9 protein-coding genes and 3 pseudogenes are annotated in these 17,857 nt (G+C 37.1%); 9 read left to right on the forward strand and 3 right to left on the reverse strand.

Annotation, left to right across the window (positions count from 1 at the left end):
- Positions 1-163 precede the first annotated feature (163 nt).
- From PVA17_RS11150 to PVA17_RS11175, 6 genes and pseudogenes are all read left to right on the forward strand, one after another.
- Positions 164-487, forward strand: a complete 324-nt coding sequence (locus tag PVA17_RS11150; protein WP_274067715.1) for a helix-turn-helix domain-containing protein — start codon at positions 164-166, stop codon at positions 485-487.
- Positions 488-692: 205 nt separating this feature from the next.
- Positions 693-1,100: pseudogene (locus tag PVA17_RS11155) on the forward strand (PH domain-containing protein).
- Positions 1,101-1,182: 82 nt separating this feature from the next.
- Positions 1,183-2,541: an acetamidase/formamidase family protein gene (locus tag PVA17_RS11160; protein ID WP_274067716.1), complete on the forward strand. Its 1,359-nt coding sequence runs from the start codon at positions 1,183-1,185 to the stop codon at positions 2,539-2,541.
- A 232-nt stretch (positions 2,542-2,773) separates the two neighbouring features.
- Positions 2,774-3,330, forward strand: a pseudogene (locus PVA17_RS11165) (HPP family protein).
- Positions 3,331-4,161: 831 nt separating this feature from the next.
- Positions 4,162-5,637, forward strand: a complete 1,476-nt coding sequence (locus tag PVA17_RS11170; protein ID WP_132363551.1) for a hypothetical protein — start codon at positions 4,162-4,164, stop codon at positions 5,635-5,637.
- Entirely contained in the window at positions 5,630-5,914 is a 285-nt protein-coding gene (locus PVA17_RS11175; RefSeq protein WP_274067717.1) for a hypothetical protein, read from the forward strand. Before PVA17_RS11170 ends, PVA17_RS11175 begins: the two co-directional genes overlap by 8 nt.
- A 13-nt stretch (positions 5,915-5,927) precedes the next feature.
- On the opposite strand, the gene PVA17_RS11180 is transcribed toward PVA17_RS11175, so the two are convergent.
- Entirely contained in the window at positions 5,928-7,112 is a 1,185-nt protein-coding gene (locus PVA17_RS11180) for a CaiB/BaiF CoA transferase family protein (protein ID WP_132363549.1), read from the reverse strand.
- A gap of 396 nt (positions 7,113-7,508) precedes the next feature.
- Positions 7,509-8,420 (reverse strand): CAP domain-containing protein, encoded by a 912-nt coding sequence (locus PVA17_RS11185; RefSeq protein WP_274067718.1) that lies wholly within the window; start codon positions 8,418-8,420, stop codon positions 7,509-7,511.
- 435 nt (positions 8,421-8,855) lie between these two features.
- On the opposite strand from PVA17_RS11185, the gene PVA17_RS11190 reads away from it, so the two are divergent.
- Together PVA17_RS11190 and PVA17_RS11195 are read left to right on the forward strand one after the other, a co-directional pair.
- Positions 8,856-10,424, forward strand: coding sequence for a sensor domain-containing diguanylate cyclase (locus PVA17_RS11190; RefSeq protein ID WP_274067719.1), 1,569 nt, complete (start codon positions 8,856-8,858; stop codon positions 10,422-10,424).
- Between the two features lie 678 nt (positions 10,425-11,102).
- Complete coding sequence (locus PVA17_RS11195) at positions 11,103-15,332, forward strand: S-layer homology domain-containing protein (RefSeq protein ID WP_274067720.1); 4,230 nt, start codon at positions 11,103-11,105, stop codon at positions 15,330-15,332.
- A 165-nt stretch (positions 15,333-15,497) separates the two neighbouring features.
- Here the strand turns inward: PVA17_RS11195 and PVA17_RS11200 are convergent.
- Positions 15,498-16,133 (reverse strand): annotated as a pseudogene (locus tag PVA17_RS11200) (nucleoside recognition domain-containing protein); the annotation flags it as partial.
- A 544-nt stretch (positions 16,134-16,677) separates the two neighbouring features.
- Between PVA17_RS11200 and PVA17_RS11205 the strand changes: the two are divergent.
- On the forward strand, positions 16,678-17,844 hold the full coding sequence (locus PVA17_RS11205) for an MFS transporter (RefSeq protein ID WP_337993611.1): 1,167 nt from the start codon (positions 16,678-16,680) through the stop codon (positions 17,842-17,844).
- Positions 17,845-17,857: the final 13 nt, after the last annotated feature.

Genomic DNA, 17,857 nt, shown 5'->3' on the forward strand with positions numbered 1-17,857 from the left:
AAAGTTTATTTTTAAACACGTACAGGTTTCTAGAACTTTGTAGAAAAGCCTTTAAAATCAACGATGCAACTTTAGGTTGCGGAAAAAGTAACCAATGAGTTCTCGATTAATGTTGGGATTTTTAGTAAAGTTAAGGTATCAAAAATGATAGGCGGAATGATCTATGAATTTATCTCAGAATTTAAAAAATAAAAGAGAAGAGCACAGTTTTTCACAAGAAGACATTGCTCAAAAATTAAATGTTTCTAGACAATCTGTTTCAAAATGGGAAAACGGTAATTGTTATCCGGATTTAGATAATCTCATTTCATTAAGTGAGCTATATAATATTTCGCTAGATGAATTGGTTAAAGGTAACAAAGATTTCCGAAAAGAGATTATCATTCAAAATACAGATAATAAACTTCCGATAACACAATGGTGGGCGTTGATACCGATTATTGGAATGCTTTACGGATTGATTTCAATGATTTTAAAACATTTTTAGGCAATATTCATATAAAAACAGCTTTACATTAGAATACGTTCTAGCTCCTGCGTGTCATTGATCGCAGGAGCTTTTTCATAACTTTTTAAAACCATCCCAGAAAAGGTCAGTACTAGTAAGAGTACTAAGGCTTTTTGACACGTTTACAGATGTAAAAGCGTAATAAGAGTGTCAATCATTAAGATGGAAACAATGTTTTAAAAAAATAGCAGCAGACGCGCTCGGACTTTCAGATTTCGGGTAGTTATCACTCGAGAGGGCTATGATGACGGACGCAGATGATTATTGCTTTACAAATCGTGCGATTATCCATGTAAACGGTGAGTGCGCGATGAGCAAAAAGCGTTTACTGCGTCGTTACGACTACCTAATGCACAATATTAGTAATGTATTCCTCGAAACAGCAGGAACTATTGACCTTAATGTCGAAATTAAATTTACAATCGACAATAAACCATTATCAATTGATATTCATATCGGCAATGACAATGTCTCACCATCTGCATCATTTGAGGAGATTACATGTTTTGCGAATAATTGGATGATTGACCATAAAGAAAAATACAAGAAAGGTGATTTCTCACACATATTTGATTTATACATGAACAATTAAAAATATAGCTCTCTACGTTTTGTGGAGAGCATTTTTAACTTAAGTATATACATAAAATTAGAACTAGGAGCGTGACGAAAAAATGACAAGCGAATTGCAAATGCTAGAAAAAGAAGGAATACAAAGTGAAGATCTTGTACAGCAGCCGCAAGCTGTCGAAACGTTATTCGTAAATAAGTTCATAGATGGTATTTTAGATCCAAAACAAAATATGCTTGGACCTGTCAAAGACGGTGGAACAATTATTGCTAATACGACACCAGGCTGTTGGGGGCCGATGCTAACACCAACGATCCGCGGTGGGCATGAAGTAACGAAGCCTGTATTTGTAGAAGGGGCAGAGGTAGGAGACGCCATTGTTATCAAGATTAAATCAATACAGGTAACATCAGTAGCAACGGCATCTGGGCATGATGAGGCGATTTTAGACCGATTCATTGGGGATCCATTCGTATCAGTAAAGTGTCCCGGCTGTGGTAAGCTACATCCTAATACAGTTGTCAAAGGAATAGGTCGACAGGCCATTCGCTGTTCGACATGTGATACAGAAACATCACCTTTTAACATGACGCATGGCTATACTATGGCGTTAGATCATAAAGGCAATATTGGTGTGACTGTTGGGCGAGAAGGCGCTCGTCGTATTGCACTTGATGCTAAAAATTATATGCGTACACCTGAAAATTCTGCGCAAAATCCTGTGGTTGCGTTAGCGCCAAGTGATTTGATTGGTGTTATGGCAAGAATGCGACCTTTTTTAGGGCAGCTTGGAACGACACCTTCAAAGGCGATGCCCGATTCCCATAATGCTGGTGATTTTGGTTCTTTTTTAATCGGTGCGCCACATGAATATGCATTTACGCAGACTGAATTAGATACACATCGTACAGATGGACATATGGATATAAGCCGTGTTCGTGAGGGGGCAACAATTATTTGTCCAGTAAAGGTTCCTGGTGGCGGTGTGTATATTGGTGATATGCACGCAATGCAAGGGGACGGTGAAATTGCGGGACATACAACGGATGTTGCTGGTATTGTTCAGCTTCAGGTAAGTGTATTGAAAAAGGTAGCTTTGGATGGTCCTATTTTATTGCCAAATATAGAGGATTTACCTTATACGGCTAAACCTTTTACAAAGGAAGAAAAACGTCGTGCACGTGAACTTGCAGAGGAATTTGGCGTTAAGCAAGTGGAGGAAGCATTCCCAGTATCAATTGTTGGCTCAGGCACATCATTAAATGAAGCAACAACGAATGCGATCAGCCGTGCTGCAAGGCTTTTTGAGATGAGCGAGCCAGAGGTTATGAATCGAGCGACGATTACAGGATCGATTGAAATTGGTCGTCATCCAGGAGTTGTAACAGCAACTTTCCAAGTACCTAAAACAGTACTAAAAAAAGCAAAAATTTATAAACCAGTGAAAAAACAATATGATTAAATGCATAAAATGAAGTCCAAAAAGAAAGCAAACTAGAAAATTTCATAGTTTGCTTTTTCTTTCTAATAGATTATAATGCTAAAAAATATGGTGAAAGACATACTTTAAATGATTTACAAAATATTACATTTGTAAATTGGACTCTTTTAAGTAGTTGTTTAATAGAACAAGCTTAGAATATACAAAAAATGATACGGTTTTATAGAATTATGAATAGAAAGAAAGGTGACTCATGGCAGATTTCGTACGTTTACAGGACAAGGGAGAAAAATCAAATTCTATTAAAACATACATATTCAAGATGAAAGGTGGGGGACATGCTCCTTCACGAACAAATTTTGCCGATGCAATAACAGGTGCAATCGGTGGATTAATATGTATTTCCGCCTTGCTTTGGTTGACGAACTATACAGGTACCCCATGGTTAATGGGGTCACTTGGTGGGAGCTGTGTACTTGTATTTGTCGTTTGGAATGCGCCGTTGTCACAACCTCGAAATATTATAGGAGGTCATTTGATTTCGGCCTTTGTCGGCTTGACCATGTATTCGTTGTTAGGGACGAGCATAGTCTCAATTAGCCTTGGCGTAAGTTTAACCATTTTTTTTTTATGGCCTTATTAGGAATCATTCATCCGCCAGCAGGAGCGAATCCAATTATTATTATTTTAGGAGGCTATGGCTGGAGCTATCTAGTAATGCCCGTTCTTATTGGTGCACTCATTATCGTATTCTTTGGTCTTGTGATAAATAATCTGCGAGAAACGCGGAAGTATCCTTTATTTTGGTAAAAAAATTTAAGGAAGTGGCGGAAAAATGTCTTGTTCCAAAGCTAAACATTGCATCTGCCGCTGCGCTTTCGGGGCAGAAAAACATCCCTCAAAAAATTTGACGTAAAGAGCTTTTTGCATCTGCCGCTGCGCTTTCGATGCAGAAAAAATCCGTCAAAAATGACGGATTAGAAAACCTTTTGCCCCTGCCGCTACGCTTTCGGGGCAGAAAAACATCCCTCAAAAAATTTGACGTAAAGAGCTTTTTGCATCTGCCGCTGCGCTTTCGATGCAGAAAAAAATCCGTCAAATTGACGGATTAGAAAACCTTTTGCCCCTGCCGCTACGCTTTCGGGGCAGAAAAACATCCCTCAAAAAATTTGACGGATGTTTTTTGTAACTATTTTGTTGGTCGCTCGTCTACTGCTGTGAGAGTGCTTTTTCTCGTTTGTATTGGTGAATGATGCATAGCTTTTTAAGTTGTGCGTACTATGGCGTTAGCTTTGAGCTGGCGTAGGCAATGAGCTATTTGTGACAATACGAATGGGCTACCAACTTATGAGTGATTGTCCAATGAGCTCATTTGCCGCTCATCTTTTAAACAGCAAATCATCTTTCCCCATCTATGAGGTATTTGACCTTTAGATGGCTTTTTTTATGCGTTGTAGTTAAAGTTGTCGATATTACACGAATACTTTTGCTGTCATTTCTTTTATCCATATCACGATTTCTTTAGCATATGTTGGATAAGATTTGTTATATTGAAGAAAGAGTGATTAAACTTTTAGGCAAGTATTTTACATGATAGGGGAAGATCTTTGTTGGTTGAATTTGATGGGGGGCTCCATTTGCATGTTGTTGGATTGTGATGAGCAGTTATTCATGACCTATAAACAAAGTGGTGAAAAGGGTGCTGAAAAGTTACTTTCAAAATGGGTAGAAGCAGAGATTGATTCACCAGCAGACCCGAAAATTCTAGGTACTGCACTTTCACCTAGTTTATTTTTAGTGAATGAGGAAACAGCGATGAATATTGCGTTTTCAACTGCACGAAAATATTGGGGTCGTGTAACGGCAGATATGAAAACTTTTTTTAATAACCATGGTTTAGATACTAAATTTGTTAATGAACGTCTCAATGCCTTTTTTTATACGCAAAAAGGCAAGGAGACCTTTTTTGAGCAGCTTTTTGCACAGCATACAATGGACTTAGAGCGATTAATTTGGCTAATTTTCGGGAAGCGAATGCAAATTACAATGCCAGTTAACGAACTACAAACTATATTTTTATATAAATTTGACAATGAATATTTTGTGCATATGATTTATAAAGAAGAAGCCCAATTTTGGCATTGGCTTTTCATAAAAAAAGTTTATTCACTATTTATCCACAAACCATTAGAACAATTCACATTTATCCATGAAATGATGGGTCATGTTGAGCAATCCACAAGAAAAACTTGTGTACATGTGGATAACTTTGTGAATAATTATAGAGAAACTCTTGATAAGTGTATAACTTATGTGGATAACCGAAATTCTACATGCTTGGCTAAAAAACAGTTACATCTTTACCAAATTGTAACGCATTATCGTTTATCGAAAGGGGATTATCGTTGTGTTAAAGCGCTAATTACTTCCTTTGAAGCGGATTGGCGTTATTCGATGTATGCACTGACAGAGAAAGAAAAAGTTCTGATTGCGTATCTACTGTTTCATATAGCACATCATGAGCAGAAATCTGAAACTGTTATTCACTACGGAGAGTATTTATTAGAAGATGAACGACTTAATAATTACGCAATAGAGATTTTGTTGGAATATAAGGACTTATTGCCGAATCGTAAGCCAACACCTCCGGCCATTATTAAAAATTATGAACTTAATTTTTTAGAAAACTTGTACGCAGTATTGCTTGATCATTATGTGAAAATGGGGCGTTATCAAGAGGGGCTCCTGCTTTTAAAGGAACATGTACTAGCATCCAATAAAAAAATACATGCCTCTTTAGTACAGGGTAACTATAGTAATGAGCAATTTATTGCGATTGAGGCATCAGTTCAACAGGATATTGCTCTCCATGTGAATAATTCATTACAGCATATTGGCTTGTCTGTGGAAGAATGGCGTCGATATTATCGTCAGCTAGATACACCTTGCTATTTGGTAGCACTGAGCGCATCTTTGCATATGCTCAATATTTTAAAAGTTTTATTTGTGACGGAACAGTATGAGCTGTTTGAAAAATTAATGGAAATTTATAAAAAATATTTACTTATTGATGACCATTTTGAAAAGCTACGAGTCTTTATTAGCGCATATGTTTAACTTATTTCAGCGGGTGTACAAACATCCATACCTGTCTAAGCTATCGGCACAAAAGAAATCTATAGAGGAACTTCGTCCAAGAACGGACGTCCTTTGGCAATTTATCTGTGCGAAAGCGAAGCGACAGCAACACGGTTTTTTCTGTGCGAAAGCGAAGCGACAGCAACAATATACGACTGAGTTATTAACATCTTGCCGAGGCATAATTGATTTAGAAATACAAAAAAGTGTCTATGTGTTTTTTGCAACAGTAGACACCTTTTTTTATTTCGTGTAGTTGGCTAACGATATTATTCTAAAACTCCTTTGTCTTTTAAGTCAGCAATTTGCTCGACACTATAGCCAAGTGAAGACAACACTTCTTCATTATGCTCTCCAAGCTTAGCACCGACATGCTTGTACTGAGGCTTATAACCGTCAAACTTAAAAGCAGATGCAATTTGTTTTTGCGTAGTACCATCGCTTTTTGGAATATCAACAATCATATCACGAGCCTTAAGCTGAGGATGCTCGCATGCTTCTGGGAAAGTTAATACTGGTTCGACACATCCCTCGAAATCCTCGTTAAATACTTCAAGCCATTCTTCGTAAGTCTTCGATAAAAACGCATCATGGACAGCTTCTTTAAAACGAATTTGTGTATAGTATGAATCATTAAACGTATTATCAATGAGCTCAGGAATATCAAGCGCTTCACAGAGTAATCTGCGGAATTGAGGTTCAAGACTTCCTACCGAGAAAAATCGGCCATCCTTTGTTTTGTAAAAGTCATAGTAGCTACCACCATTTAAAATTTCTTGCTCAGGCTGAGGTATACGACCGCCGCCAATAAAGGCAGATCCATACATAGCATTGAGTGAAAATACAGCATCGGTCATACTTATATCAATATATTGCCCTTCACCTGTTTTTTCACGATGTAAAGCAGCTGCGAGTACTCCGATTGCTGAATGCATCGTGCCCCCAGCTAAATCAGCAAGCTGAATACCCATTGAGACAGGTTTTTTATCTTTATGACGTGAATAATCAAGTATGCCCGCTAATGATAAATAGTTATTGTCATGTCCTGGCCGATTGCTATATGGTCCAGTTTGTCCATAGCCTGTAATAGCGCAATAAATAACCTTAGGGTTTACTTCTTTTAGAGCCTCATAGCCGATGCCAAGTCGCTGCATGACACCAGGTCGAAATCCTTCGATAATGATGTCGTACTCTTTTACGAGTGACTTAACAATTTCTATAGCTTCAGGTGATTTTAAATTTAATGTTAATGACTTTTTAGAACGATTCAAATGTTGATGAATATACGCCTCATGATCATCGTCGTAAGGAGGCATAATACGTGTTAAATCTACGCGCTTTGATGATTCAACGTGAATAACCTCAGCGCCAAGATCAGCAAATATCATTGTTGCCATTGGTCCCGGTAGTAATGCAGAAAAATCGAGAATTTTTAACCCCTTTAAAATACCCAAATCTCCCAACCCCTTTTTGTGTAGGCTACACTGTATTCAAGAATGCATTGTAGCGCTTTTCTCATAATCCCCATTTTGTGAAAAGCATGCATCACCTCTGTATTAATACAGCGTGGTGATAAATTATCAGTATTATAACAAAAGAATTGATGGCTTGACTATGTTAAATTTTATTATAAAATATCTAGTGGAAAAATCATATGTCAGAATAACAATAAAAGTGAAAAAATTCAGAATGTATGTTATCTCTATAATAAATCCAAACCAATCACTTATAAAATCATATGTTTTAATAAATTTTACACTGCGATAAGGTTTAAAAAATCTCTATGCAATAGATTCCTGCATAGAGATTTTTGTGTATATTGGTCATCCGCCATCAACGTAACTATTAAATTACTTAGAATAAAAGTTAATTGTATAATAGGGCGCACCGTTATCTTTGAAGCAAATACCAACAAAAATATGTGTAAATTCTTTTCTTAAAATATTTTTACGATGTCCTTTTGAATTCATCAGTGCTTCATGGGCGAATATACTATTGGGCTGACCTTGTGCTATATTTTCGCCATACCAATAGTGATGAACTCTACCAGCATTGAGGCGATCATTGGAATGATTACCATTATGATCTTCATGACTAAAGAATTGGTGTGTGATCATATTGCTACTATGCTGCCGAGCGATAGGATTGCAACTTTTGTCATAAATGAGTGGTTGCAAACCTTCTAAAACCCGCTCATGGTTAATAAGTTCAACCATTAAATCTTCAAGGCCTATTCGTAGTTCATCGGAAGGCTTACCATAATAACCACGTTTATTAAATTCGGTTTTGGCATTAATCCAAATAATAGAACGAACAATATTGTTTTTGTGTACATCATAGTAAAAAGTAACATAATGACCATCGATCAAATAGGTCCCGTGTGTAGTATTACCGTCACAATCATTGTAATCGAGCAAATAGCTTGTGCTTTGATAGTGAATAGCTCTAAGTGGAAGACCGTATATTCTAGTCACATCTATTCGATTAGCACCGATAGGAATACCAAATACGCTATGCCCAGCGCGTGTTTCATAGCCTCCGACCACTTTGGAATTATGCCTTCCTACGAGGGAATATTGGGAGTAGTCCATCTCTACACGATGCCATTTCATTTTATATTCACTTTGAAAGCTGGATAGTGACAAGGTGTTTTGTGTATTTGTTATTTTTGTACGAGCTGACTTATTCGAATTGAGAGCAGTATTCGTCCATAAAGCCATACTAAAACCAACCATAATTGGAGCTACTTTACGTAACAACATATTTTTAACCCTCTTCTAATAATAAATTTAAAATGAAAATCTATCAAAATAATAAAAGTTCTATAGATATAAAATACTATATTTTTGTCATATTAACGATGCTAAAATCCTGGAACATTGCCTACTATATGGCTAACCATCAAAGTGTTAGAGTGATTTCCGTTCCGGCTGAGCGCTTTATCGCTGCCGCTGCCCTTTCGCACAGAGCAAAGCTTCCTAAGGGGGTTCGATGAGCCGCTTCACTCGTGTGCCCCTTATATACAAGGTAAATTTTCACCTCGAATTTTTATAATAAGCTTTTGTAAAAAAGGGACTTCAAAAGTACTGTTTTTCACAAATACTTTGCTCTCAATACGGGAAATTTCTTAATAAGGAATTTTTTGTGCTTAAATAGAATAATAGAAGAAATTATAAACTAGGGGTAAATAATAGAAAATGAAATCAAAACAAATAAAGTTAAAGTATTTAATCATGGGTGTTGCCATGGCAGCTTTTTTCTTAACAGGCATTGGTAGCGTTTGGAGCGGTTACCGTATGAATGTTGCTTCGATTAAAGAAAATTCGCTTGAAACGAATCGAGTATATGCACAGAAATTAGCAACAACCGCAAGTTCCTATCTTGAAGAATCTTTCCAAATTTTAAAGTATAGCGCGAGTGCGATAAAGACGAAAATGCATGATAGCAATGCATTAATTCAGGAAACCGAGCGTTTGAAAGAGCAAAATAACATGTTTAACTCTGTTCTTATCACAAATGCAAAAGGTCATGTATTATCTATTTCACCACCATCTGAGGAGGTACAAGGTAAAGTATTAACTTCAGTTGGAGCGAAAGAGGCTTTATCTAAAAGGGAACCTCTTGTCTCAAAGCCTTATAAGGGGATTACAGGGCGTCTCCTTATTTTTATCTCGTATCCTATATTTTCAGAGACAAATGAATATTTAGGAATGGTAGCTGGGACAATTTATTTAAAGGAACGAAATGTTTTTAATGAATTACTCGGAGAGCATTATTATCATGATGGTTCATATGTGTACGTAGTTGATTCAGATGGGCGCGTTATCTATCATCAGGACCCAAGTCGGATCAATGATATCGCTATTGATAATGAAGTTGTTCAAGCAGTGGTTTCTAGGAACAGTGGGGCTCAGCAAGTAACAAATACTAAAGGAGTAGAGATGCTTGCTGGTTATAGCACCGTACCTTTAACAGGCTGGGGAGTAGTTGCTCAAAGACCGTTAAAGGTAGCGTTGGCTCCTTCGTTTGATAGAGTACAAGATGTAGCTATAAAATCCATTCCGCTTATGCTAATTTCGATTTTTATAGTTCTTTGGATGGCAGCACGTATAGCTAAACCCTTACAGCAATTGGCTGCTTTAACAGAGGAGAGTATGAAATCGAAAAATGTAGAAGGTTTGAAATCTGTACGTAGTTGGTACTTTGAAGCGCACTTTTTAAAAAGTGCACTCATTCGGAGTTTAACATTTTTACAGGGACAGGTGTCCTATTTTAAAGATCAATCTACAACAGATCCGTTAACAGGTGTAACTAATCGTCGCACAATGGATGCGATGCTAGCTGAGTGGCTTGAGAACGATTTGCCACATGCCCTCATTTTGCTAGATTTAGATCATTTTAAAAGTGTTAATGATACGTATGGTCATGCCGTAGGTGATAAAGTTTTACAATTTTTGGCTCGGAATATGAAAACGGTTGCTCGTGAAGGAGATGTTTGCTGTCGCTACGGCGGTGAGGAATTTGTGATGTTATTGCCAACAACTACTGCTAAGAAAGCGGCACAGGTTGCTGAACAACTCCGCAATATATTGGCACATACTACAAGTCCTTGTGGTCGCCCAGTTACATTATCAGCGGGTGTTGCAGTGTATCCACATATGGCTGACACGACAGAAAAGTTGATTGAAGCAGCAGATGATGCGCTGTATCTTGCAAAACAAGCTGGACGAAATCGAGTCATGGTAGCAGAGCCAAAAAATAAATAAAAAAAGTTTTAAAATAAGCATACATTTCTAATTTTTGGGGTACATGATTAATGGAACGATTATTTGGGCAAGCTACTTTTAAGTCATTTCCCATATGACCAAATGATACGTAAACTCGGGACACATCTCTCGATCGACTTGACAAGATGTAAGGTTATCCCCCTTTCCCTTATGACATCGCAAGCGACTAGATGTACGCCTATATATCGTTAAAGCCAAGTAAGCACCGATGCTCCTTGGCTTTTTTTATTGGATTAAGGGAAAGGAATCGAGAAAAGATAAGTGATTGGTGAGTAGTGCAATTTGGATAGCTTAGAGTGTCAGTGTCCAAATAGTTTTTTGATTCATCACATAAGTTGGTACAAAACGTATGCCATTGTATAAGTTGATTGGAGTGGAGACTGGGCGACTCCTTGGGGATTAGCGTCACAGATGAGACCCTGCAGCGAAGCGAAGCGGCTCATCGGACGCCCCCCAGGAAAGCGCCCAGTCGGAACGGAGATCAACCTCACGTTATGATGGTGAACTTCCGTATATTTATTTCTGTATTTTGTTAACGTTTTTCTTCCATTAATTTAGGTTTATCTATGAAGGTTCACTATATACCTGTCGATATAAAGGGTATGATGAAAATGATATTTTGAACGTATCAAATACATAGATGAAAGGAAGAGTGGAATGGATAAAACAAAAGTCCAAAAAGTGAATAAAGCACTTATAGCAACTGTTTTTGCTACTAGTGGGGTTGCTGTTGTAGTGCCACCACCACAAAAAGCGTCCGCTGCGGCTAATTCACCATTCACGGATATTGACCAGTATTCAAGCCATTACGATAATATTTTAAAATTATACTCTCAAGGTGCGATAAGTGGGTATGCAGATAAAACCTTTCGACCAGATCAAAATGTAACACGTGGTCAAGCAGCAAAAATGCTGGCAACTGTTTTAAACTTAGATTTAAATAATGTACAAGATCCATATTTTAAAGATGTTCCAAAAAGCAGTGAATACTACAAGTATATAGCCGCATTACAAAATGCAGGAATCATGGCTGGGTATTCAAATGGAACATTTATGCCTAATGAAGTGATTACGCGTGGGCAACTAGCGAAAATTTTAGTGCTTGGCTTTAAATTTGAGGTAGCATCTAATTACAATAATAGTTTCAAAGATGTAACTAGCCAAACAAGCAACGCTATCTATATTCAAACTTTAGTAGATTTAAAGATTACAGAAGGGACAACACCTGTCACTTTCTCACCATATAATGCGGTAACACGTGGACAAATTGCATCCTTTATTGTGCGTTCACAAGAGCAAAGGGGCAATGCCACATCTTTCAAAATTACAGGTGTTGAAGACGAACAGATCTACATAAATGGTGAGCCTTACACAGTACCGACAAGTTTCTCGCATATTTTTAACGAAGATAACGCCGCGGTATTAAAAGGTGCACTTATTGAAGGGGATCTGTCAGGCAAAACCATTCGCTCTGTGTCGAAGCTAACATTGAACGCTAGTGGGACAAGCTCAAGATTTCTAGAGTTTGATGGTAATCATGGTTCTTTTGGTGCGACAATCGTTGTCAATGGGAACTATATTGAATTTTCAAATGTTACATTGACTGGCACAATGTTTGTTAATGAAACGGTACGTCCACCTTTACAATTAGGCGTTTCCTACTATAAGCCATTACGGCTGGGCCCTACTATAGCAAGCACAAATACGGCATTTATCAACTGGTCTAATCCAGATAATCCAACTGATGAAGGCTCGTCCTCATCCAATAACGGTCCAACAACAGATCTTCAAAATTGGACAGATCAGAATTCTGACAAGAATCCTGATAAAAACAAGCCATTTGTGAACTGGTCTAAAGATAAAGTGACGATGAAAAATGTTGAAAAACATATCGAATTTTATAACAGCACTGTATCACGCCTAGTTGTCTCTCAAAGTGGTACAAAAATCGAAACAAATATGAAGCTACCACGTATAGACATCATCAGGGATGTCCGTGAATTTGAGATTCAAGGAAATATTGGCACACTAAACCTTGATACAGAAACGAAGATAACAATTTACGGAACTGGTAATATCGACAGGGTAAATTACAATAGCTTTACTGATTTAGAGCTTTATATAGACGGTCGCGTAGGGATTTTGTACGTTGATAATGTTTATGGTTGGGTGGATCTTGGCGATTACACGTATGTTGACAAAGTTATTATACCGAAGGACGAGTCACCGAATAATATTTTCGACGACTTCCTAGAGGATAAAGATAATATCGGCACTATTACAGATCCAGACGGTAAACCAGTCGATAAAGACGATATTGATAATCAAAAGCCAGCTGATAAAACAAAACCTTTAATCGACATTACAAATGTAGCAGTTCTAAATGGTAGTGATGTTCAGGTCGACTTTACTTCAGATAAAGTTGGAACTTACTACTATATTGTTCGTGAAAAAGGCGCTGAAGTTCCAACGAAAAAAGAAATGGTGAATCGTATTTCTACTGACAATGCGGCAAATGGAACAGGCGCAGCGGTGAATGGCAAAAACACTATTAAAATCACTAATTTAGGTGAGAAAAAAGAATATGTCGTTTATGTGATGGTTGTTGACGGAGCAAAAAATGTTTCGGATATTAAATCACAATCATTCCAAATGAAAGATGGAACACCGCCAACTGTTAAATCTTTAACAGTTACACCTCTACAGGGTGGTACACGTGCAGAGTTTACATTTACAGCGAGTGAACCAGGAGACTATTACTACTACGTACGTAAAAAGACTACTGCTGCTGATCCAACAACAGCAGATATTGTTGCTAAACCAACAGGTAAGGGTAAGGCAGTTGCAGGGAAACTTGGAATTACTGAAATTCTAACAGGTTTAGAGGCTGAAACAGAGTATCAACTTTATGTAGTGATGAAGGATGATTCAGGTAATTATTCAAAAGATCCCGCTGTATCTAAGACGTTTTGGACACTCAAATTAGATAATGAGCCGCCATATTTAATTAGTAAAGAGTTAAAACGTACTAGTGAATATTCGAACGAATTCTATATAGACTTTAACGAAGAATTAGATAAAGCAACAGCTGAAGATGTAAACAACTATAACCTAAGTGGTACCGTAATTGTTAGTATCGAAGGTCAACCTAAAATTGTAAAACCGGAAACCGCTAAATACGAAAAAACTAGCACAGGTTCAAGAGTAACTTTAAAAATTCCTTCTAATACAGGATTTGTAAATGGGGATAACTTAATTGTAACAGTTCTACCTGGTGTGAAAGATTTAGCAGGAAACGAATTCGAAAATAATACAAATTTACCATCAAATATAGAAAAACCCCGAAATAGTGCGGAATACGTTTATCGAAATACTGGTGAACCTGTACTTAATTTTATAGGTAAGCCAATATTAAACTCTGAAAAAACTCGTGCAGTAGTTAATTTTAATGCATCGAGAGCAGGAACATATCACTATGTTATTATGAAATCAGGTATTGATACGAAAAAAATTGATGGAAGACTATTAATTAATGCCATTCAAGATGAAGCATCTTTTTTAGAGGTTGACGGCGAAAAGGTTGATATAAAAGGGTCTAAAGGAGATAATCCGGCAAGTTTAGGTGATCAGCAAATTACTGTTCCGTTCCCTCCAGCTGCCTCTTTAAGTCCATTTGAGAGCTATAGTGTTTATATGGTCCTTCGAGATCGATCAGGAAATATCTCTCTAGTAAAATCGTTAGAGTTAATCGGTGATAAAACAGCTCCATATATCAGTGACACTGCATTAAAAATGAATGAAGGGGACACAAGTGGATCTTTTAAATTTTCTTCAAATGAAGATGGGGCTTATTATTATATAATAAGAAAAAAATATAGTGATACTGATCCATCGATATTAAACCCTGTCCCAACTGAAGAAGAAATTTTTGCAACAAAAGGGACAACTATGCGTGTAGGGGAAAATACTATTAATTTTAAGGACCTACAGAGACATAAGGATTATGTAATTTATGTAGGTGTTTCGGATAATTTTGGAAATAAAACACTTCTGAAAGAGCTGACTTACGATAGTGATGGCAATATTACAAGTAGTAAGGGTAAAATTGGTCAGGACTTTTTCTCAGACGGTACGAAGCCGCGTGTTGAAGACCCTATTTTTAAACGAATTGATGGAAAAACATTTGAAGTAACATTTTCGGAAGCAGTTGGTGATCCTAGTAATCAAGGTGGAATTATAGGTAATAATGTACCATTCTTTAAACTTACAAATTTAGATGGTACTACTGCCACATTACCATCGTACACATGGGCATGGGAAGAAGGCTCAGATACCAAAAATACTTGGGATCCAAGAAAACTAATACTAACATTTACTAATCCAGTTGAAAAAAGCTTTGCTTTAACTGTAGACTCTAATATTACAGATATAGGAAGTGCCATTAATAAAGGTCATTTATTCAATGACGGTAAGCCAACAGCTTCACACATCTATAGAACGCTTGAAACAAATATTGAAAGTGCGAAATTACAACCACCTATTTCAACGGATAGAAGTAAAAATATTGTAGCAACATTTGACTTTGTATTTGAAGATCCTTCTGTTCAAGAGGGAGAAGCTGCTTCCTACTATTATAAAATGTACAGTAAAACACTCTCTCAGGATAAGATAGATGCTGTGTCAATGTTAGAGGTAGTCGTACCTAAAACACCAGGAGCTGTTCAAAGTTTAATTGAAGGTAACGGTAATACTAAGCTTTCGCAAGGACGTACTGAACAACTTATTACACATCCAACAGCATCGTTTATTGAAGGAGATTATATTGTAATTGTAATAGTAGACAAATACGGTAATATGTATAAAGTTCAGGATAAAATAACAAAATAAAGAATAATAAAGAAGAAACCTTCAACATTTTTAGTTGAAGAGTTTCTTCTTATTTTTATCTAGTTGAGCAAGATTAAAATAGTGTCCTTTCCATCACTCCGCGCTTCATTGCGGTCTATTTGCTGAAGCGCTAAAAGGAGGGGCTTCTAAACAGCCCCTCCATCATCAAACCCAACCAAATGCGCGAGCAACTGTAGCTGTTAGCCACGTCACACCAATGGCAATAACAGTTGGAATTAAAAATGACATAAATGTCAACTTTGCACTTTTTGTTTCTTTATAAATATTGACTAAAGTCGTTCCGCAAGGGAAGTGTAGAAGTGAGAATAACATCATATTTAAAGCTGTTAGCCAAGTCCAGCCTTGGTCGATGAATACTTGTTTTAGCTTCGATAAATCCTCAATTTCTAGCATAGCTCCTTGAGATAAATACGCCATGATCAGGATAGGGATCACAATTTCATTGGCTGGCAGCCCAAGAATAAACGCAGCCATAATAAAGCCATCCATACCAAGAGCGTGACTTAACAAAATGCATTAGAATACTTGTATCACCAACGTAAATATTGGCGAATACCAAGTCAAAATAGAGGCAGGCGCTGCAACGATAACTGCTCTTTTTAATACATTCCATGCTTTATCAATACTTGCTCATAAAATTGTATCCCAGAACTTTGGTTTTCGGAATGGTGGAAGCTCTAAAGTGTAATGGGTTGGAACACCCTTTAAAGCTGTTTTAGAAAGAACCCATGAAACAGATAATGTTACAACGACGCCCAACATGACAAATCCTATTAAAATGGCTAACATTCGTTCACGAGGAATCAAAGCTAGAGAATTCTTGTGTAAGGTTCTCTAGTTTTTTTACATATAAAATTTATATAGTATAAGAAGTTTTTACTTACTGATAGTTACCCACATCAACCTTATAGAAGATCATCAACCTTATAGAAGATCATCAACCTTATAGAAGATCATCAACCTTATAGAAGATCGTTATTCTTCAATCTTTTAGTGATGGAAAAACCCTATCGACTAAAAATTTAGCGGTAGGGTCGTTATGTATATATATTTAATAAGCATTTTGTTTTTTGTTTCGGCAAGCTTCTCTTTAAATGTGCAATTTTCTAAGACATCTCAAAATCTATGAGGTGTCTTTTTTACGTTTAAAAGAAAATAAAATCCGTTATACCGCCTTATTATCCGTCAATCGGTAGAGTAGTAGAACTAAAAAAATTAAGATAACTATATTCCTAAAAATAGAAAAGACGAAAAGAGGATCATAGATCAACATAGTGAAAAGTTTTTTATTTTAAGAGTTATAGGCATTAATAATGAAAGGGGAATAAAAATGAAAAATTTTTGGGCATTTGTTATAACAGGAATGCTATTAATCGTTACAACTACGGGATTTGCTCGTATGGCTTACGGAATTGTATTACCTTTTATGCAGGAAGGGCTGTCATTAACTACAACACAGTCAGGTTTATTAGGTACGGTGCTTTTTTTAGGTTATTTACTTACAGTAGGTCTGTCTGGGATGCTTACGTTACAGATTGGGGCGAAAAATGTGCTGTTGGTAGGCGGATGCTTTGTTATTGCAGGTTTTGGAGGTCTTATATTTGTAACGAACTTTTGGTGGGCGGCTATACCTTTATTTTTGGCTGGTGCTGGTAGTGCCCTTGTCTATACACCTCTATTATCAATAGCAGTTAGCTCTTTCCCAAAGAGAAGAGGGGCAGTGATGGGATTGCTAATGAGTGGTGCGGGAGTAGGAATGCTCTTGTCTGGAGTACTTGTACCCTTTATGCTTCGACATTTTCCTGAGCTTGGCTGGCGAGGAGTATGGTTAGTATTTACGGTAATCACAATTATAGTCGTGTTAGTTGCATTTTTAGTGATAAAGACACCACAATCGACGTCAGAAAATGGTACTGTACAAGAAAAAACTAAAGCCTGGAGAAGTAAAGAACTATACCTTATAGCTGGAGTTTATTTTGCTGTTGGACTCGTATATCTTATTCCGAATTTATATCAAACGAGCTATATGAAGGACATTGGGATTTCGAATGCAGTGGCGGGCTCCATTTATGCTGTTGCAGGAATCGTTTCAATTGGCGGTGCCCCAATATGGGGAATGCTAGCGGATAAGATAGGTGTGAAAAAAGCATTAATGGGAGCGTTGTTTTTGTCAATTATCGGAGATACCTTTCCGATGTTAATTCCTAATGTAATTGGGTTTATCGTGTCTGCTATTATATGGGGTTCGTCTCTTGGAGGTGTCCTTGTGCTCATTCAAATGAAGGCGAGTCAAGAGGTATCGGCAAAATATGTGGCGCCAGCGATCGGCTTTATTTCCATCTTTTACGCTATCGGTCAAATGGTTGGGCCTGGACTTTCAGGATGGCTTATAGAATATGCTGGGGGATATGCTACTGCTTATGGTTTTGGAGCTACTATTTTCTTTTTATGTTTACTACTATCAATGGTACTTACTACTAAAGAAGAATAGCTTAATCTCTGTT

Source organism: Lysinibacillus sp. CNPSo 3705, from assembly GCF_028674935.1.
In the GTDB taxonomy this organism is placed as follows: domain Bacteria; phylum Bacillota; class Bacilli; order Bacillales_A; family Planococcaceae; genus Lysinibacillus.